We start from the raw sequence: 20299 nt of genomic DNA, 5'->3' as shown, positions 1-20299 counted from the left end.
GGCTTGGCTGCCGAGCTGCGGGGCGAACAAGCCATGCTGTCTGAATCTACCTTGAAGGATCACTATGAAGCTGAGTATCGTGTCTCGCTTGAATCTGGTGAGTTTTGTGTTGGCACTGGGATTGCTGGGTGTCAGTAGCATGGCCTGGATTTCACTGAACAACGTCTCTGCCATCGCCGAGCGCACTGCCAGTGTGCGGGTAAAGCAGCTGGAGCGCATTGCAGATGTGGAATTGATGATCACGCGTATCTCTGCACAGTTGCGTCATACCATGCTCAATGCCCGGCAGCCGCAGGCGGTAGCCGAGATTCAGGCAGCCATGCGCAGTGACGAAAAGAAACTGGGCGAAATTTTTGTCGAGTATAAAAAGGAAATCCATACCAAGGAGGGAGAAGAATTTTTCGCCAGAGCTGTCACCTACAAGACTGGATTCTGGGACGCTGCCGAATTCAATATCAAGCTCATTGAGGCAGGCATCGCTTCCGGCAGTCAGGATGAGGCCTTTGCGTTTCTTAATGAGAAGACCCTGCCCGCGCTCAATACCTGGCTCAACGGTTTGATAGGGGAAAAGAAGGTGCAGTCGGATCTTCTGCTGGAGCAAATCGCACTAATCCAGAAAAGCAGCAAATCCTTGCGTAATCTGCTGGTAGGGCTGACCGCTATCGTAATTGCTGGCCTGGTCGCGTTTTCGTGGTATTGCGCGCGAGTGCTGCGTCGTCGATCAGAACAGGCACAGCGAGTAGTAGAGCATATCCGTGATGGAGATCTCATGGTCAGTGCTCGGGACGACGATCGTGATGAGTTCAGCCCCTTGTTCCAGGCTTTGTCCGATATGCAGAGATCGCTTGGGCGTGTTGTGTCTTCGGTTCGCAAGGGGTCGGAAAGCGTGGCGACTGCCTCAGCCGAAATCGCACAGGGTAATCAGGACCTGAGCAGGCGCACGGAACAGCAGGCCAGTGCATTGCAGCAGACCGCCGCCACGATGGAGCAACTCAACACGACGGTAAGGAACAATACTGACAGTGCCGAACAGGCTAATCAGTTGGCTCAGGGCGCTTCGGCAGTCGCGGCTCAAGGCGGTGAAGTCGTGGGACGGGTAGTTAGTACCATGCAGGGCATCAGCGACAGCAGTCGCAAGATCGGTGACATCATCGGTGTCATTGATGGCATCGCTTTCCAGACCAATATCCTGGCTCTCAATGCGGCAGTGGAAGCCGCTCGCGCCGGCGAAGGGGGACGGGGCTTCGCGGTGGTGGCCAGCGAGGTGCGCAATCTTGCGCAACGTAGCGCGGGAGCGGCCAAGGAGATAAAGGCCTTGATCAGTCGTAGCGTAGAGCAGGTCGAGCAGGGAACTGTGTTAGTTAATCAGGCTGGCAAGACCATGGATGAGATCGTAGCCTCGATCGGGCATGTCAGCGGTATCGTGGCGGAGATTACCTCGGCCAGCGTCGAACAGACCAGTGGAATATCTCAGGTAGGCAATGCGGTGGGTATGATGGACCGAGCCACCCAGCAGAATGCTGCCCTGGTCGAGGAAAGTGCAGCTGCAGCACAGAACCTCAAGGAGCAGGCGCTGCAGCTCGTGCAGGCCGTTGCCACCTTCAAGTTGGCGGCTGACCTACCGGTGTAATTTGTGCCCTGTTTTGTCCAGCAGGGGGGAAGATGGGGGAATTCCGGTAGAGCAAATGCTCTTTTGAGGATCCCATCTTGTCGATCGATTGCACCGGCGCGCACTATCGGTCAATTCTGAAAAAATCCATGCCCAGAATTGGTGATCAAGGGGGGATTGATCACCAATTTATCAAGATCCGTACTACTCCGAGGCTCAAGGTTTTGGCCAAGTGATGCCTACGCTTTTCATTCCTTTGGCCACATCCATTTCCGGATGGGCCAGCACGACGTCGCGGTAGGATGGGCTGCCGATGACAGCGGGCTTGAACTTTGTCAGAAAGGCCGTCACTTCTTCCCGTATATCTGCAGGCACTGCGAAGTTGTCGTAGCATTCGTCCATGCATTCCATCACTGCTTGCCAATGAACTTCAGTTAGGCCCATGCCACGGTGTGCGGTCACCATGTCACGCCCTCTGTATTGAGCATTTCCGCCCCAGTGAACTGACAGGAAATCGACAAAATTGATGTGCTCCTTCTGGAAGGTGGATTCCGACATGTGGCTCCAGATATGACCTATGGCGGGGTGTTTCATACAGGTCCGCAGCACTTCTCCTGCAAACTTGTAGATCGCGTCGTAGCCTCCCAGACGTTCGTAGAGGGAAGGCTTTTGAGGCTCGGATGCTTGGCTGTCAGTCATGTTATCGCTTCTCCATGTTGATGTGATTCCTGGTATTCCGGCGGGGAGGAAAATCTTTTCCATACGCAGTCGGGGCATACGCAAGCGATGACGTTGCACTTGAATTCAACGAACAAGCTTGCCGTGTCCAATGTAGCGACGACGGTTCATTGCAGCTTGCTTCTGAGGGTCAATCAACTTGACGGAAATAGACAACGTCGCAGATCGTTGTGCAAATTAATGCCCTTCAGCCGGGGTGACTGGTTTCCCAATTCAATACGAGAACGACTTGGAGCCTGCGGTTGTGGTACCAGGTATTCTGAATACTTCGGGCACTTGATTCTGTGTTAAAAACATGCCGCTCGGGAGTCGGCGACTACCCAGTGGCATCGCCATGTTGTTTGCGCTTTTATTCCCGTGGATGTTGCTGCCCCAACAGGGTATTAAGCTCCAAGCCAGATGGTGCTCCTGCGAATTCACTGAATTTTCCATCTTGCAATATGGTACGGGCAGCGTGTAGAGCAGATCCCCATGCTGCACGAGCAAGCGCCCCGCCTAGACTGACACGTCGCACCCCTAGATTCTCCAGATCTTGCAGCGTCAGGTCCGATGGCCAGCCAATGAGAACATTAACTGGCTTCGGCGCCACTGCTTCGACAACTGCCTTTATTTGGTCGGCTGTTTTGATGCCTGGAGCATATAGGCAGTCCGCCCCGGCATCAGCGTAGGCTTTTAAACGGCGTAACGTGTCATCAAGGTCTGACCTGAGACGAATTTTGTAGCGCCCGGATAAGTGAGTTTTTTATGATGCGCCGGCTCATCAGGGAGGAGATGGAAGGCACTGCAACTAACTATTGTCGCGCTCTCGCCCTCGGCGCAGAATCGCAACGTTGTGAGACAAGCGTTCGCGCAACATGGCTTGCCATTCCTGATCCAGGCAATTTGCCACCGCATCAAAGCTGCCCGTAATACGCGCCAGCAGCGCGTCGAGACACCTCGCGGCCTCCTCCCGACTGGCAAATCCGAAACGATGTGCGTCAGCCAAAACTGCGTCGCGCGAAATGTCGAAGCGTCCCTGCGATAGCTGCATGTGCAGGCGAGCGGGCGTGTCCACCGGATTCGGAACCACGTCAAACGCTGGTGCGAGACGCCAGCGGCGTTCCTCCTCCGCATAGACGATCGCATGATTGCGTACATGGTCATCATCGTTGCCGCAAACGGCATTGAAGACCATGCGACCGAAAAGTTCGATACGGTCAGTACTTGGTGCGCCCGCCAGCCTGAGTTCTTCGGCCAGACGTGGATAGCTCCAGCGGTCCGTCTCATGACGCCCGGGATATTCAGCCTGCAGCAAGGATGCGGCGCTCACACACAGGTGTCGTTGCTGCCCGGTGCGGTCAAACCTGAGAACGCGTACCGACTTTCTGCCACCTGCGTCAGCGTGATAAACGGTTTGAGCAAAATTCAATCCGCTGGCCAGCCCCCATTGCTGGCCCACGTGCTCAAGCAGCGGAACAGGGCCGGCGTCTGTAGCAATCTCCGGCTTGATCAGCCAGAACTGACCGTGGTCGCCCCGTACCGTCGCTTTGGGCCGCGCACCGCCCACGCTGGCGGTCTGGACCAGCCGTTTGCGAATGCTGGCCCGGATAGCAGGACGATGCTCCGCGAGCGCCGCCAGTTCTTCGATCACTTCATTGAGTTGAGGCAGGCCAGGGGTGTTCATTTGCGCAGCGGGCGGCTTGGCACTTGTTCCTACGGCCAGCGCACCCCAGCGGTCCAGATTGCTGGCCTTGAGCAGATATTGCAGCGGCGGAGCATCTTCCGAAAGATTGTGTTCGCGACGCAGCAGCGCTTGTCCCCAGGCATCCGGGCAGGCATCCCGCAATACGTCATGCAGACCTTGATAGCGTTGTGCCCGGAAATCCGTCTCGGGCAAAAATTTCAAGTTCTGCGGATCAATGGCCCAGGTATGCCCGGCCTCGATGTAAGACGGGGCATACCTGAAAAATCCCTCTCCGGAATCGCCTGCCTTGTACCGGCCAACAGTGAGCCACTCGCCATTGTCAGGACGCTGCAGATAGACATAGACCGGTTTAGAAATAGTCATCGTCGCCAGCTCCCTTCTGCTCCCGATTGAGTCTGACACGCTGGCCATAGTCACCTTGCCAAAGTTCGGCAGGCAATGCCGGTACGGCCTGGTCGAAGATGCCCAGCGCCAGAAGCGCGGTCAGATAAGCACCCACGCCGGCACCGGGATCGCCCTTTTCCAATCTGGCCAGCGTCACCCGCGAGATTCCCAGCCGGGCAGACAAATCAATGGCAGTGATGCGCTGACGCAGGCGCTGGGTGGCAATACATTTGCCCCAGGTCGTCAGGCGCTCTTGTACCAGTGTCGGCCAGTCCTGGGCTGTGGAGAGTTTCTTGGGCATGCGTTTCTCCGTTCATAGATGTGACATTATAGAGTTTAATGCATTATCTATGTTCTGATGTTTGCAATTCCATGCCTCATAGATATGGTTTTATTTTACTTAATGTAATCTCTATGATGCACTCTGGAAGGGCTCGCCGCCGTCTCTCTTGTTGTTGATCGACCCCATCTTCCAGTCTGCTGCAGGATAGGGCATCCATGGCCGCCAGGGCGTGCGAGGAGCCCGCCAGCGACAGCAAGCCCAACAGTTCTCCCCGGAAATAGTAACGTCTGTGACTATCTCACCCGTCTCCAGCCACTTCCCACCAAACAGGAAACAAGCCCCAATCTCCACCTCACCTCGTCTGCTCATCACACAACATCCCGCGCTATAGTCGACGCTGACCCCATCGACCTCCTGCATGCCACGATGAAAAACCAAGCCATGGATTACCTGCCCCGCATGGTGATCTTCTCCCGCGTTGTCGAGCTGGGAGCCTTTTCCAAGGCCGCTCGCGAACTGGGGCTGACCTCGTCGTCGGTCAGCCAGCACATCAGTGCGCTCGAAGCCATCCTCGGTACCACCCTGCTGCACCGGACCACCCGCAAGCTCAGCCTGACCGAAGCCGGCCAGGGCTTCTATGCCCACTGCGCGCGCATCGTCGCGCTGGCCAATGAAGCGCGCGATGCCACCGAGAGCCTGCACAAGGAACTGGTCGGCGAACTGCGCATCGCTTCCTCCAGCTTCATGGCCCCCGAATACCTGGTGCCCGCCCTCGACCACTTCATCCGCAGCCATCCCCAGCTGCGCATCAGCATCCACGTCAGCGATCACAACGTCGACCTCATGGACCACAGCGTCGACCTGGCCTTGCGGGTAGGCAAGACTCCCGGCCCCGGCGATATCCCGCTGGCCCGCATGGGCGCCGTGCTGTGCGCGTCCCCCGATTACCTGCAGGCCAGGGCCGCCATCCGCCGTCCCGAGGATCTGCTTCAGCATCAGATGTTGTTCTTCACTCCGCATGGTCCGGATGCCGTGGTCGATCTCACCCTGACCAATCGCGCCGGGCAATGCGCGCAACTGCGCCTCGGTCCGCGCATCACCGCCAACCACGCCCGCTCGATCCGGCGGCTGGCCGTGCAGGGACATGGCATAGGCCGCTTCCTGCGCAGTAAGGTGCAAGATGATCTTAAGTCGGGACGCCTGGTGGAAGTCTTGCCGGACTGGTCGCTGGAAGGCTATTGCGCCTTCATCACCACCCGTCATCGCGACGCCGTGCCCGCCAAGATCCTGGCCTGCATCGCCCAGATCCAGGATTATTTCGCACGCCGTCATCCAGCCGAGGACGAGGAAACGGCTGCGCGGTAAAGCGTGGCGGCGCTTGCATTGTTCAATTTGATTAACGAGTACGTTCGCAAAACGACGGCTAATCAAATTGCTTCGCTTGTAATACAGTTCCCCTGTCGTTCCCTGCCGGTCATGTGTCGGGGGGCACTGCGGGCTGCAAGCTCGCGCCGGCGTTGCGTCACCGCGGAGGGGGTTTTCGGTGGCGCAACACGGTAGAGGGAAGAGGGCGATGCCGACAAGCGCAGGATGCACCCGCCTTTCCTCTCTGGGACGACAGTCAATGGACAGATCAGCATCTGCTCGGCATCGTGATCGACATTGGCATATCAACCGCATGGGCTGCCCCTGCCCCGTCAGCCGGCTTGTGCGCTCCACCCCCGCTCCCGCCCTTGCATGAGTAAAAGGCATCGAAGCCCCAGAATTTATCGTTTTATTTGCCCCCCGCGCTGCCCTTACCATGAGGCTATCTCATAGTCACCCGGTCAAAGGCACGCAAATGACGATCTCCGCGCAGCACAGCAATCTCCATCAACTCCTGCTTTCCCACTACGGCGACGAGGCCCTGGTGCAGCGCCAGTTCGCGCGCCTGGAAGTCCCCGCCTCGACCCTGCGCCCCGCCGCGTCCGAGGTCTCGCGCCTGGAACTGGCGCAGGCCCTGAACATGCTGCTCTTCGAAGGCCTGCTGCAACAGGTCGCCACCGGCCGTGACTACGTGGCCGATGCCGAGCGCGAGGGCGTCAAGATCTGCTTCGACCACGGCGCCGTGCGCACCGTGCGCTTGGGCCGCGACAGCGGCTTCCCCGATGGCGAAACCCTCTTCACCAGCGTGCTGTTGCCGCTGGGCTACCAGCAGACCGGTACCTACCCGCTGGCGCGCATCAAGATGACCGGCCGCGTCTATACCCACATCGACGACGCCGAACAGATCGCCCAGTTCTTCGTGAGCGAACTGCATCCGGAACAGTTCTCGCCGCAATTCCAGCAGACCGTGGATGCCGTACTGGCCACGTCGCGCAATCCGCTGTCCGATGAGGTGCTGGCCTTACTGGCCAAGCTGTCCGCACAAGGCAAGCTGGGTATGGACGAGGCCAAGCGCCTGCTGCCCGCCATGCTCAAGTGCTTCGCCCGCCATCACGACCTGCCGACCCTGGCGCAGTACGAAACGCTCAAGGCCGAGTCCGCCGAGATGGCCTGGATCTCCACCGAAGGCAATGCCTTCAATCACGCCACCGACCGCGTCTCCGACGTGGTGGCCACCGCCGAACGCCAGCGCCAGCTGGGACGTCCCATCAAGGACCAGGTCGAAGTCTCGCGCAATGGCCGCGTGCGCCAGACCGCCTTCCGTGCAGTCAAGGTCGATTACCAGCTGCAGGGCGAGGACGGCCAGCCGGTCGCCGTCACCGTGCCGGGTTCCTTCTACGAATTCATCTCGCGCGACTATTTCGCCGACGAGGCCGGCCAGCGCAAGCTGGACCTGACCTTCGACAGCGGCAACGCGCAAGGCATCTTCAAGATGACCGAGGCGGTGGCATCGGGCGCAGCCGGCGGCGAGGCGGCCAGTGTCTGCTGAGGCCACGCTGGCGCGTCTGCAGGACTTGTTGGGCAGCGCCGGCCTGATCACCTCCGCGCCCGAGCGCCAGCCCTATGAGCACGGCCCGCGCTATGGGGCGGGGCAGGCGCTGTGCGTGGCGCGTCCGGCCAATGTGGCGGAAGCCGCCGAGCTCATGCGCCTGTGCGCAGCCGAGAAGATCCGGCTCGTCCCGCAGGGAGCCAACACCGGCCTGGTCGGCGCGGCTTCGCCTGATAGTTCGGGTTTGCAACTTATCCTCAGCATGGAACGCATCAAGGGCGTGATCGATATCGATCCGGTCGATGGCGTGATCCAGGCCTGGGCCGGCACCCGCCTGTCGGACCTGAACCAGGCGCTGGCCCCGCACGGGCTGTGCTTCCCCATCGACCTCGGGGCCGATCCTTCGGTGGGCGGCATGCTGGCCGCCAACACCGGCGGCGCGCGCCTGATCCGCTATGGCGACGTGCGCCACAACACGCTGGGCCTGCAGGCGCTGCTGATGCAGCCGCCCGGCGAACTGCTGGAGATGGGCAACCGCCTGCACAAGAACAATACCGGTCCCGACTGGAAGCAGCTCTTCATCGGTACCGCCGGCAGCTACGGCATCGTCACGCAAGCGGTGCTGCGCGCGCATCCGCTGCCGCGTCAGCGCGCCACCGCCTTGATCGTGCCGTCCTCGCTGGAAGCGGGTTTGCGCCTGCTGCAGGATGCCCAGGCGCAGTTCGCCGATTTCCTCACGGCCTTCGAAGGCATCTCGCGCAATGCGCTGGCGTCGGTCTTGCGCCACCTGCCGCAGGTGAATGCACCCTTTGATCCATTACCGGACTATGCCTTGCTGGTGGAGGTGAGTTCGTCGTCGGCCGCCAGCGAGCACTTCGATCTCGACCAGCTCTTCATGGCCTGGCTGGAACGTCATTTCGACGATGCCATCGTCGATGCCGTGGTCGACAAGCCCGAGACCCTGTGGCGCCTGCGCCATGCCATCAGCGACAGCGTCAAGCAGGAAGGCAGGATCGTCGCCTTCGACATCTCCGTCTCGCGCTCGCGCATGCCGGCCTTCCGCGCCGAAGCACTGGCCCTGGTGGAACGGGACTTCGCCGGTGCCGAGGTGTTCGACTTCGGCCATTGGGGCGATGGCGGCGTGCATTTCAACCTGGCCATTCCGCCGGCGCAGCAGCCGCAGTTCCCGCCGGAGCGCATCGAGGCCCTGCGCACCGCGCTGTATGACTTGGTTGCAAAACGTTACCAAGGCAGTTTCAGCGCCGAGCACGGCATCGGTCCCTTCAACCAGCATTACTACCAGCGCTACACGCAGCCCGAACAACGCGCGCTGGCCGGCCGGGTGCAAGACGTGTTCGATCCGCACTGCCTGCTGGGCAATACGCGCTTCACATGACGGGCAGCGTGCCGGGACGCTCTGGAGGGGAGGGCACGCCATTTGCTATAGTGCGGGCTCCTTCACCTTCTGCCCCGCCTTCAGCCAGCGGTCTTCGTCCCATGCGCCGTTTCATCCCGTCAACGTCCTGCCTGATCGCCTTCGATACGTCGGCCCGGCACATGTCGTTCACCAAGGCGGCCAATGAATTGCACATGACGCAGGGCGCCGTGAGCCGCCAGGTGGCGATCCTGGAGGAGTACCTCAACGTCAAGCTGTTCGAGCGCATCAACCGCCGCCTGATCCTCACCGAAGCCGGCCGCGACTACGCCGCCCAGGTCTCCACCATCCTGAAGCAGATCGAGATGGCGACCTTCCAGGTGATGACCTACAACAGCCTGGCCAGCGTGCTCAACCTGGCGATCCTGCCGACCTTCGGCGTGAAGTGGCTGATCCCGCGACTGGCCAAGTTCGCCGCTGCCTATCCCGATGTGCTGCTGAACCTGAGCACGGAAGTGCTGCCCTTCGATTTCAATACGCGCCAGGTCGACGCCGCCATCCACTTCGGCGAACCCGACTGGCCCGATACCGTGATGGTGCGGTTGATGGGCGAGGAAGTGGTGCCGGTCTGCAGCAAGGCATTGGCCGAAGGCCTGGGCTCGGTGGAGGACCTTGCCAACGTCACGCTGCTCCAGCACACCACGCGCCCGCAGGCCTGGCAGGACTGGTTCCGCCATGTCGGGGTGGATTGCCCCAATGCCTTGTCGGGCCCGCGCTTCGAGCAACTGGCCATGGTCATCCAGGCCGCTGTCGCCGGCATGGGGGTGGCGCTCATGCCCAAGTTCATGGTCGAGACCGAGATCAGCCTGGGGCAGTTGCACGTGCCTTTCCCACTGGCGGTCAAGAGCCCGCAATCCTATTACCTCGTCTATCCCGAAAAGAACGCCGGCAAGGCGGCCATCCTCAAGTTCCGCGAGTGGATCCTGAGCGAAGCACAGGGCGGCTGAGGTCTTCCATCGGGCTGCATCGATTCGGTGCAGTGATTTTCCAGGCTGACTAAAACTCATGGCCGCGCATTTTTCTCCTGCGTGCAGATGCATCTCGTGTCATGCCATGAGGGCGCTGCAAGCCGCCACCGGCGCGGCCCCGGCACCGCGGCTGGAAGCGCCACGGCACGGGGGCTTGCGGCCGATATGAAGTGATGCGCTGCACCATCCTCGCCCATCCTCGCGCATTCTCGCGCGCCAGGCCAGTGCATTCCAAAAACTCATGATGTGGTGAAATTTTTTGGTTTTAAGAAGTAGGGCGGCTGTCCTTATACTCCATCGTTCCAGACCCATCCCACTCCACTTTTCAAGGGAACCCCATGTCTTCTCCACGCATCTTCTCCACCCTGGGTGCCGACTTCTCGGCCTACGCCGGCAACGATCTGGTGATCCGTTCGCCGCGTGATGGCGAGGTCATCGCGCAACTCAAGGCGCAGACGCCGGCCGACGCCGAAGCGGCCATCGCCGGCGCGCAGCAGGCCTTCCTGGTCTGGCGCGAAGTGCCGGCGCCGGTGCGCGGCGAACTGGTGCGCGTGCTGGGCGAAGTGCTGCGCGAGCATCGCGACGAACTCGGTGCCCTGGTCACCCAGGAAGCCGGCAAGATCCTCTCCGAAGGTTTGGGCGAGGTGCAGGAAATGATCGATATCTGCGACTTCGCCGTGGGCCTGTCGCGCCAGCTGCATGGCCTGACCATCGCCTCCGAGCGCCCCGGCCACCGCATGATGGAAACCTGGCATCCGCTGGGCGTGGTCGGCGTGATCACCGCCTTCAATTTCCCGGTCGCGGTGTGGGCGTGGAACGCCGCGCTGGCGCTGGTGTGCGGCAATGCCGTGGTGTGGAAGCCTTCCGAAAAAACACCGGTCACGGCGCTGGCCGTCCAAGCCCTGTTCGCCAAGGCCGTGGCGCGTTTCTCGGCACAGCGTCCGAACCTGGTGCCGGCGCAATTGTGCGGCCTGCTGATCGGCGGTGCCGACCTGGGCGAGACCCTCTCGCGTTCGGCCACCGTGCCGCTGGTGAGCGCCACCGGCAGCGTGCGCATGGGCCGCAAGGTCGCCACCGTGGTGGCCGAACGCCTGGGCCGCAGCCTCCTGGAACTGGGCGGCAACAATGCCATGATCGTCGCGCCCTCGGCCGACCTGAACCTGGCCCTGCGCGCCATCACCTTCTCCGCCGTGGGCACCGCCGGCCAGCGCTGCACCAGCCTGCGCCGCCTGTTCGTCCACAGCAGCATTCATGACCAGGTAGTGGCGCAGATCAAGCGCATCTACGCCAGCGTGAAGGTCGGTGATCCGCTGCAGGGCGATACCCTGGTCGGCCCGCTGATCGACCAGGCTGCTTTCGATGCCATGCAGGCGGCACTCAAGCAAGCGCGTGCGCAGGGCGGTGAAGTCACCGGCGGCGAACGGGTGGACGTGATGGGCCAGCAATCCTGGTACGTGCGCCCGGCACTGGTGACCATGCCCGGCCAGACCGCGATCATGCATCACGAGACCTTCGCGCCCATCCTCTACATCGTCAAGTACGATGAACTGGGCGATGCCATCGCCATGAACAACGCCGTGCCGCAAGGCTTGTCCTCGGCCATCTTCACCAATGACATGCGCGAAGCCGAGCTGTTCGTCTCGGCCGTGGGCAGCGACTGCGGCCTGGCCAACGTCAACATCGGCACCAGCGGGGCAGAAATCGGCGGTGCCTTCGGCGGCGAAAAGGAAACCGGCGGGGGCCGCGAATCCGGTTCGGACGCCTGGAAGAACTACATGCGCCGCGCCACCAATACCATCAACTACAGCAAGACCCTGCCGCTGGCGCAGGGTGTGAAGTTCGATATCGACTGAGCGACGGCCACGTCCACCTGCAGTACCCCAAGCAAAAATGCAGCACCGCTGCCGGATTCCTGCTCCACCTGGGAATCCGGCATGGCATCCCACGACCCATGCCCGCGCAAGCGGGATCCACAACGGCAAACCGGCAAGGAGTGCAGTAATGAAGATGAAGACCCTGGCAGTGACCTGTGCAATCGCTGCGACCCTGATCGCCACTGGCGCGCAGGCGCAGACCAAGACCATTTACGTCGGCATGAACGGCGGCACGATGGAAAAGAACTACACCGCCTCGATCTTCCCCGACTTCGAGAAGGCCAACAACGTCAAGGTGGTGGTGGTGCCCGGCACCTCCTCTGACATCATCGCCAAGATGCAGGCCCAGCGCGACAAGCCGCAGATGCACGTGGCCTTCCTCGATGACGGCATCATGTACCGCGCCATCAACATGAGCCTGTGCGAAAAGGTCAAGGACGCCGCCGTGCTCAAGGATGTCTATCCCTTCGCGCGCCTGGCCAACGACCAGGCCGTGGCCATCGAGATGGGCGTGCTCGGCATCGGCTACAACAAGAAGCTGTTCGCCGAGAAGGGCTGGCCGGCACCGACCTCGTGGATGGATTTCGCTGATCCCAAGTACAAGCAGAAGGTGGTGTTCCAGTCGATCTCGGCCAGTACTTTCGGCCTGTATGGCTTCATGATGTTCAACCGCCTGGTGGGCGGTACCGACAAGAACGTCGACCCCGGCTTCAAGAAGTGGGGCAGCACCATCGGCCCCAACGTGGTCGAATATCTCTCCAGCTCGGCCAAGATTTCCGAGATGGTGCAGACCAATGAAGCGGCCATCTTCCCGCTGACCGTGACCGGCATCGCCAACCTGAAGGACAAGGGCATCCCCGCTGAATTCGCCACCCCCAAGGAAGGCGGCGTGCTGCTCATGACCGGCGCTTGCCCCATCAAGGGCAACAGCGAACCGGAATTGGCGCAGAAGCTGCTGGAATTCCTGCTGACCCCGGCGGTGCAGGCCAAGAGCATGGCGCTGGCCAATTCGATTCCGGTCAACCGCAACGTGCCGCTGTCGGATGCCGCGCAGGCCAAGCTGGGCAAGAGCGAAGTGCTGACCAAGAACCTCAACACCGTCGACTGGGATACCGTCAACGAGAAGCGCTCCGAGTGGAACAACCGCTGGAACCGCATGATCGAGCAATAAGCCTGTATCGATCATGACCGCAGCCTATCGTTTCAATCCGGCCTTCCAGTCGCCTCAGGGGTCGCCCATCCGGGAGCTGTTCAAGTACACGCAGCAACCCGGCATGATCTCCTTTGCCGGTGGCTATCCCGCGCCTGCGCTGTTCGATACGCAAGGGCTGGCAAAGAGCGCCGCCACCCTGCTCGACAGCGCAGCGGCGGCCTGCCTGCAATACGGGGCCACCGAAGGGGCGGCGCAACTGGCCCAAGTGCTCAAGCAGGTCACGCGTGCGCGCATCGGCGGTGCCGATCCGGGCGAACTCATTGTCACCACCGGTTCACAGCAAGGCTTCGAGTTGCTGTTGCGCATCCTGCTGGAGCCGGGCGATGGCGTGGTCATCGAGCGGCCCTGCTATCCGGCGGCGATCCAGGCCTTGCGCCTGGCGCATGCCGAACTGCTGGAAATTCCCGGTGACGCCCAGGGCATGGATACCGATGCCCTGGAAGCCTTGCTGCTGGCGGGTGCCCGGCCCAAGCTGCTGTACCTGGTACCGAGCTTCGCCAATCCGACCGGCGCCACCTTGCCGCTGGCACGCCGCCGTCATTTGCTCACGCTGGCGGTGCGTTACCAGTTCATCGTGATCGAGGATGATCCCTACGGCCAGCTGCGTTTTTCCGGGCAGGCCGAGCCGCCGCTGCTGCAGGTGGCGCAGGAGATCGAGGGGGCGCGTGACTGGCTGGTGTACCTGTCGAGTCTCTCGAAGATCGTGGCACCGGGTTTGCGCATCGGCTGGATGTGCGGCCCCTCGGAGATTCTGCGCCGTGCCGTCATCGCCAAGCAGACCGGCGACCTGTGCACCGCGCCGTGGATGCAGATGGTGGCGGCGCAATATCTGCAGGCCGGGCATCTGGAGGCCCATCTGCCGCACATCATCGCTACCTATCGCGAACGTTGCGCGATCATGTTGTCTTCGCTGCGCGAGGCCTTCGGCGATCGTCTCTCACTGATTGCCCCGGAAGGCGGCATGTTCATCTGGGCCAGCTGGAAGGATGGCACCGATGCCACGGCGCTGCTGCGGATCGCGGTGCGTCACAACGTGATGTACGTGCCGGGCAGCGCCTTCTATGCCACGCCATCCGATCCGGGCCATTGGCGACTTTCTTTCGCCAATGCCCAGCCGCAGGAGATTATTGAAGGCGTGACGCGACTGCGCCGAGCTCATGCCGAGGCGCAACAAACTCTGTCCTGATCCGCATGGGCGTGCCGTGATGCTTCCACGGTACGCCCGATGTTGCCGCACTGAACATGTTGCGGAGGCTGGACTTGACGCAAGTCAGCCTTGTGAGAGAGATAAGCATCGCTGAGGCGCTCTCCGGCCTCATCATCGCTGTTGCGATCCTGCTCGCCAACTGCCGTGATGCTGCGGCCCAGATCCATGAACTGGCGCCATCGTTTCCATCTTCCCCTGGTTTTCTGTTGTGCCCTGGCATTGGCCACGGGCGGGCTGCTGCATCTCTGGCACCTGCCACTCATCGCCGCGTGCGTCTGGAAAGTCAGTGCCGCGCTTGTGCTGCTCTTCGTTGTCAGTGAAACGGTGCTGTCCCTGTGGCACCGCCAGTGGGGGCTGGACCTGATGGCCTTGCTCACCCTGGCTGGTGCGCTGGTCTTGCAGGAGGAACTGACCGCAGCGGTGATCGCCCTCATGTTCGTCACCGGCCGCGCCCTGGAAAGCCACGCCGAACGCCGCGCGCAGCAGGAGATGTCGGCGCTGCTGGCGAAGGTGCCGCAACAGGCGCATCGTCACGAAGACGGCCGTGTCGTGGAGGTCGCGGTGGCAGCGATCCGGCCCGGCGACCGCCTGCTGGTGCGTCCCGGCGAGACGGTGCCGGTGGATGGCATCGCACTGTCCGCAGCGCTGCTCGACCAGGCCACCCTGACAGGCGAGTCACTGCCGGTCAATCTCGCCTCGGGGGCTGCGCTCTGCAGCGGCAGCATCAATGCCGGCGAGGCCTTCGAGCTGCTGGCCACCAGCACGGCAGAGCAGGGGACCCTGGGCAACATCGTGCGCCTGGTCAGTGCCGCCCGTCAGTCACGTGCACCGGCAGTGCGGCTGGCCGACCGCTATGCCTTGCTGTTCGTGCCGCTCTCGCTCGTCTTGGCCGGGCTGGCCTGGCTCATCAGCGGTGACCCGCAGCGCGCGCTGGCGGTGGCCGTGGTGGCAACGCCTTGTCCCCTGATCCTGGCGGTACCGGTGGCGCTGGTGTGCGCCATGTCGCGTTGCGCCCAGCAGGGGATACTCATCAAGCACGGCGGTGCGCTGGAAAAGCTGGCGCAGCTGCATACCCTCTTCGTCGACAAGACCGGTACCCTGACCACGGGCAAGGCGCATCTGATGGCCCTGCATCCTGCGCCCGGCATGGGCGCTGACGAGTTGCTGAGATTGTCGGCGTCGCTGGAGCAGATGTCGGTCCATGCCATCGCGCAAGCCGTGGTCAGTGCGGCGCTTGAACGCGGACTCGATCTGGCGCTGCCCGAGCAGGTGAGCGAGTCCCCCGGTGCCGGATTGAGCGGCCGCGTGGAAGGGCGCGCGCTGCGCGTCGGCACCCTTGACCATGTGCTGGCCGGTACGGCGCTGCCCGCCTGGGCTGTGCCGTTGAACGAGCGGATCGGCTATGAGGGAGTGGCGGGGGTGTATGTCGCCATCGAAGGGCGTTTTGCCGGGGTGCTGTTGCTGGCCGATGAAGTGCGGCTGGAAGCCCCGCGTGCGCTGCGCTTGCTGCGCACGCTCGGTGCCCGACGCATTGTCATGTTGACCGGTGATCGCCACGATGTGGCCACCACCATCGGCCGTGCACTGGGCGTGGACGAGATCCTGCCCGAGCAGAGCCCGGCCTCCAAGCTGGCGGCCATCACTGCAGCGCGCCAGCAGGGTGTCACGTTGATGGTCGGCGACGGGGTCAATGATGCCCCGGCCCTGGCCGCCGCCGATATCGGTGTGGCCATGGGCGCGCGCGGGGCTGCTGCGGCGGCCGAATCGGCGCAGGTGGTGTTGCTGGTGGATCGTCTGGATCGCCTGGTGTTCGCCGTGCAGCTGGCGCAGCAGACCCGCCGCATTGCCTTGCAGAGCGTGATGGCCGGGATGGGGCTATCGGTGCTGGCGATGCTGGTGGCCGCGTTCGGCTATCTGCCTCCGGTGGCGGGTGCGGTCCTGCAGGAAGGCATCGACGTGGCCGTCATCCTCAATGCACTGCGGGTGCTGACGTTGCAGAAGGACGTCTTGCGCAGCCGCTTGCCAGCTGGCGAGCGGGAGCGATTGCAGCAGGAGCATGCCGTGCTGGCACCGATATTGGATCGCCTGTTGTGGCTGGCCGGGCACAGCGATGTCCTCACGGTCAGCGCCTTGCGCGAGGCACTGCAGTCCCTGAACGGATTGCTCAAGACGCGCCTGCTGCCGCATGAAACCGAGGATGATGCGCGCCTCTATCCGCGTCTGGCGACATTGATAGGCGGCCGTGACCCGATGGCCGCGATGAGCAGCACCCATCGTGAAATCCATCGACTGAGCCGCACCATCGAACGGATTGCCGCGCAGCTCGGTACCAGTCCCGCTGATCCGCCGCTGGCACCGGCCACGGCGCAGGAGCTGCGGCATGCGCTGTACGCATTGGAGGCCATCCTGCGCTTGCATATCGCGCAGGAGGAAGAGCTTTTTCATGGGCTCTCTTCCTGAATGCTTCGCTTGCCCGGGATATTGTTTACGGATTACAGGTCGATCTTCATGCGCGCCACGACAGTGCGTTCCGCCCCCGGCATCACGTAGAGGTTGTTCCACGAACCCGGATAGTAGTTGCGGTTGAAGAGGTTGTGCACATCCAGCGACAGCCGCACATTCTTGCTCACCTGCCAGTAGCTCAGGAGCTTGACCGTCGCATATGCCGGCAACGAATAGGTGTCGGCGGTATTGCCCGAACGGTTGCCGACGTAGTTCACGCCGCCCCCCAGTCCATAGCGTGCGCCACTGGCCGTCGCATCCTCACGCATGGCCAGAAGACCTGCGCTGTAGGCCGGAATGTTGGCCAGGCGCGTGCCGGCGGCCAGGGTCTTGTCCTTGGTCACGCGCGCATTGTCCCAGGCGAAGTTGGCCGAGAGGCGCCAGTGCGCATCGATCTGGCCATAGGCATCGGCCTCGAAGCCGGTGCTCTTGGCTTCGCCAGCCGCCACCTGGAAGCCGGGCGTGTCGCTGGCGGTAAGGACATTGGTCTTGGTGATGTCGTAGACCGCGAAGTTGGCCCCCAGGCGTTCATCCGTAGTCTGCAGCTTGAGACCGGCTTCATAGGCGGTCGAATGCTGCGGATCGAAGGCGCGGCCGCTGGCATCCACGCCGCTGTTGGCGCGGAAGGATTTGCCCGCCGTCACATACACCGAACTCCAGGCCGTCGGCAGATAGGTGATGCCGGCGCGCGGCGACACGGCGCTCTGTTGCTGCGAGGTGGTGGTGACGCCGCCCCCACGGTTCTCGATGCTCTGCTTGTACTGATCCCAGCGCAGGCCCGCCAGCAATTTCCATTGCGGCGACAGGCTCAGCTGGTCCTGCACGAACACGCCCTTCACGCGCTGTCTTTCGTCCGAACTGCTGGTGCGGTTGGTCAGCGGCAGCAACGGGCTGCCATAGACCGGATTGTAGATATCGATGGGGGTATTGGCCGAGCGCAGGATTTCCGTATTCATCCACAGCGTCGATGCTTCTGCACCGATCAGGAGGGTGTGGCCGATGGCACCGGTGTTGAAGTTGCCCTGCAGCTCCGCCTGGAAGGAGGTATCGCGTGAGGGAAGCTGCCGCCAGGTGCGGGTGCGGTTGAGCGTGCGATTGTCGGCGGCCAGCGGATTGGAGAGGGCCGCTTCGGTGTAATAGCCATCGAAGCTGCTTTCCTTGTAGCTGGCACCAAGCCTGGCACGCCACTGCTCGGACAGCGTGCGCTCCAGCGTCAGCTGATGCGTATTGCTGCGCATGGCCATGTTGCCATCCGAGGGTTCGTTCAGGACGCGGTCACGCGGCAGCGTGCCCAGCACGCCGCGCACGTTGATGAGGCCGCGGTCCAGCGGCGTGCTCGCCTGCAGGAATTCGGCCTCGTAGTTCAGCAGGGTGTCCTTGTCGATCACCCAGGCCAGTGACGGGGCCACCAGCGAGCGGCGGTTGTTGAGCAGGCTGGAACGGCTGTCGCCTTCCTCGGTCATGGCGATCAGGCGATAGGCCAGGTTCTGGCTCAGGGGACCGGTGCTGTCGACCGTGGCACGGCGCAGGCCACCAGTACCGGCACTGAGTTCGGCGCTGTTCTTGCGCGTAAATTGCGGTTTCTTGGTGACGATGTTGATGGTGCCGCCCGGCTCGCTGCTGCCATAGAGCGCGGCGGCCGGGCCCTTGAGGAACTCGATGCGTTCGATCGTGGCCGTATCGCGGCGCGGATTGTAGCCGCGCGAACCGGGGAAGCCATTGACCAGGAAACCCATGTCGGTACTGCTGAAGCCGCGAATGGCGAAGTTGTCCCAGGTGCCGCCGAAGTCATTGAGGCGGCTGATGCCGCTGACGTAATCGACCGTGTCGGCCAGACGCACCGCACCCAGATCCTCGATCTGCTGGGTAGTCATCACGCGTACCGACTGCGGCAGCTCCATCAGCGGGGTTTCGGTGCGCGTGGCACCGCTGGTGCTGGTGGCGTTGTAACTGCTGCTGGCCTTGTCGCGGCCAGCAGAGACGCTGATCTCGGGCAGGGCCGCTGCATTGCTGCCTGCGGCCGTGGCCGCATCGTCGGCCCAGGCCAGGGGCGCCACCGCCAGCAGACTGGTCAGCAGCCACGCGGCGCTGGTGGCGCAGCGGCAGGGAAGGGAAGTCGCAAATCCTCGGTGCATCATCATCGGTATTCAAACAGCCAGGCAAATAATCGGGCCGATGAATATAAATGATAATCGTTAACAATTGTTGGGAAATTGTAAGTTTATTGTGAAGAAAAGTCTGTTCAAGTTGTTATTTTGCAATGAGCGTCATTTCAGCGCCGAGATCTGCCCGTTGCGGATCAGCCGGGCGCGCAGCACGTTGCGGCTGATGTCGAGCAGGCGCGCGGCCTGTACCTGATTGCGTTCGCAAAACTCGAAGGCGGTACGAAATACCGTGTCTTCGATTTTTTCAAACAGGCCCGCCTGCGATTGATTGAACAGGTTCTGCAAGGCCTGTTCCAGCGCTTGCAAGGGATCGTTGCTGCAATCGATGCCGCCATGCGCGGCGTAGGCCGGGCGCCGCTCCACATGGGAGAGATGGAAGTGCTCGGCGCGCAGGCTGTCTTCCTGGCAGATCAGCAGCGCATGGTGGATCGCGTTTTCCAGTTCGCGGATATTGCCCGGCCAGTCGTGCTCGCGCAGTTTGCGTTCGCCTTCGGCATCGATGCGGGGCGCGCCATAGCCCAGCCGCTGGCGATATTCATGGAGGAAGTGATAGGCCAGCGGCAGGATATCCGCAGGCCGCTCGCGCAAACGCGGAATGGCCAGTTGCACCACCTGCAGCCGGTAATACAGATCCTGGCGGAAATGCCCGGCCGCCACCGCATCCTGCAAGCGCACGTTGGTGGCGGCGATGACGCGCACGTCGATGGGGATGCTGCGCCGTGATCCCAGCCGCACCACTTCGCGTTCCTGCAGCACCCGCAACAGCTTGACCTGGATGGCCAGCGGCAGGTCGCCGATTTCATCGAGGAACAGCGTGCCGCCGTTGGCCGCCTCGAACCAGCCGGCCTTGCGCGCGATGGCACCGGTGAAGGCGCCTTTCTCATGGCCGAACAATTCGCTCTCGGCCAGGCTCTCCGAAAACGCACCGCAATTCACGGCCACGAAGGGCGCATCACGGCGATGGCTCAACGCATGCACATGACGCGCGATCAGTTCCTTGCCGGTACCGGTGGCACCGATGATGACCACATTGGCATCGCTCGGTGCCACACGCTGTACGCGTTCCAGCAGGGCCACCGAGACCGGATCATGGAACACCTGCGCCGTGGCGCGAATGGACGTGCCCAGCTTGCGCGCATGCGGCAAGGTCAGCAGCGGCGATGCGGTGCGCGCGGCAAGGTCGCCATCACCCTCCGGCGAAGAGGGCAGCGCATACAGATGGGCAGAGCGAGGGCTGGCATGCATGTCAGGCTCCGGGCTTGTGGAATCTCCTGCTCCGGGGGGAGAGGCAGGAAGGGAAGGTGAATTGATTCTAACAATATG

General features: G+C 62.3%; 14 protein-coding genes and 1 pseudogene. 9 read left to right on the top strand and 6 right to left on the bottom strand.

The window, feature by feature from the left end; translation table 11 throughout:
• Nucleotides 1-64 precede the first annotated feature (64 nt).
• Nucleotides 65-1630, top strand: coding sequence for a methyl-accepting chemotaxis protein (locus tag MKD49_RS26530; RefSeq protein WP_305882137.1), 1566 nt, complete (start codon nt 65-67; stop codon nt 1628-1630).
• Between the two features lie 195 nt (nt 1631-1825).
• Here MKD49_RS26530 and MKD49_RS22640 read toward each other — a convergent pair whose 3' ends face one another.
• The 4 genes and pseudogenes from MKD49_RS22640 to MKD49_RS22625 form a co-directional block, all read right to left on the bottom strand.
• Nucleotides 1826-2308, bottom strand: coding sequence for a group 1 truncated hemoglobin (locus MKD49_RS22640; protein WP_209567931.1), 483 nt, complete (start codon nt 2306-2308; stop codon nt 1826-1828).
• Between the two features lie 388 nt (nt 2309-2696).
• A pseudogene (locus MKD49_RS22635) lies at nt 2697-3053 on the bottom strand (isocitrate lyase/phosphoenolpyruvate mutase family protein); the annotation flags it as partial.
• Nucleotides 3054-3134: 81 nt separating this feature from the next.
• Nucleotides 3135-4394, bottom strand: coding sequence for a type II toxin-antitoxin system HipA family toxin (locus MKD49_RS22630; protein ID WP_252697440.1), 1260 nt, complete (start codon nt 4392-4394; stop codon nt 3135-3137).
• Entirely contained in the window at nt 4381-4716 is a 336-nt protein-coding gene (locus tag MKD49_RS22625) for a helix-turn-helix transcriptional regulator (RefSeq protein ID WP_051057514.1), read from the bottom strand. Before MKD49_RS22625 ends, MKD49_RS22630 begins: the two co-directional genes overlap by 14 nt.
• Nucleotides 4717-5124: 408 nt before the next feature.
• Here MKD49_RS22625 and MKD49_RS22620 point away from each other — a divergent pair, with 408 nt between their 5' ends.
• From MKD49_RS22620 to MKD49_RS22585, 8 genes are all read left to right on the top strand, one after another.
• On the top strand, nt 5125-6063 hold the full coding sequence (locus MKD49_RS22620) for a LysR family transcriptional regulator (RefSeq protein WP_252697439.1): 939 nt from the start codon (nt 5125-5127) through the stop codon (nt 6061-6063).
• A gap of 475 nt (nt 6064-6538) precedes the next feature.
• Nucleotides 6539-7612, top strand: coding sequence for a DUF1338 domain-containing protein (locus MKD49_RS22615; RefSeq protein ID WP_252697438.1), 1074 nt, complete (start codon nt 6539-6541; stop codon nt 7610-7612).
• On the top strand, nt 7602-9008 hold the full coding sequence (locus tag MKD49_RS22610) for an FAD-binding protein (protein WP_252697437.1): 1407 nt from the start codon (nt 7602-7604) through the stop codon (nt 9006-9008). Before MKD49_RS22615 ends, MKD49_RS22610 begins: the two co-directional genes overlap by 11 nt.
• Nucleotides 9009-9109: 101 nt before the next feature.
• Nucleotides 9110-9994 (top strand): transcriptional regulator GcvA, encoded by an 885-nt coding sequence (gcvA, locus tag MKD49_RS22605; RefSeq protein ID WP_209567925.1) that lies wholly within the window; start codon nt 9110-9112, stop codon nt 9992-9994.
• A 359-nt stretch (nt 9995-10353) separates the two neighbouring features.
• Entirely contained in the window at nt 10354-11868 is a 1515-nt protein-coding gene (locus tag MKD49_RS22600; RefSeq protein ID WP_252697436.1) for an aldehyde dehydrogenase family protein, read from the top strand.
• 154 nt (nt 11869-12022) lie between these two features.
• Entirely contained in the window at nt 12023-13060 is a 1038-nt protein-coding gene (locus MKD49_RS22595) for an ABC transporter substrate-binding protein (protein WP_371925507.1), read from the top strand.
• Nucleotides 13061-13073: 13 nt separating this feature from the next.
• Nucleotides 13074-14288: a PLP-dependent aminotransferase family protein gene (locus MKD49_RS22590; protein WP_252697434.1), complete on the top strand. Its 1215-nt coding sequence runs from the start codon at nt 13074-13076 to the stop codon at nt 14286-14288.
• A 186-nt stretch (nt 14289-14474) separates the two neighbouring features.
• Nucleotides 14475-16769 (top strand): heavy metal translocating P-type ATPase, encoded by a 2295-nt coding sequence (locus MKD49_RS22585; protein WP_252697433.1) that lies wholly within the window; start codon nt 14475-14477, stop codon nt 16767-16769.
• 32 nt (nt 16770-16801) lie between these two features.
• Here MKD49_RS22585 and MKD49_RS22580 read toward each other — a convergent pair whose 3' ends face one another.
• Nucleotides 16802-18952: a TonB-dependent siderophore receptor gene (locus MKD49_RS22580; protein ID WP_252697432.1), complete on the bottom strand. Its 2151-nt coding sequence runs from the start codon at nt 18950-18952 to the stop codon at nt 16802-16804.
• A gap of 126 nt (nt 18953-19078) precedes the next feature.
• The gene (locus MKD49_RS22575) at nt 19079-20221 is read right to left on the bottom strand and encodes a sigma-54-dependent Fis family transcriptional regulator (protein ID WP_252697431.1); all 1143 of its coding nucleotides are present in this window, start codon (nt 20219-20221) and stop codon (nt 19079-19081) included.
• Between the last annotated feature and the right edge of the window lie 78 nt (nt 20222-20299).

It is taken from the genome of Herbaspirillum sp. WGmk3 (assembly GCF_023952535.1).
Taxonomy (GTDB): Bacteria; Pseudomonadota; Gammaproteobacteria; order Burkholderiales; family Burkholderiaceae_D; genus Herbaspirillum; species Herbaspirillum huttiense.
Note: the sequence above shows the minus strand (reverse complement) of the source record. Positions and strands in the feature narration are given on the sequence as shown.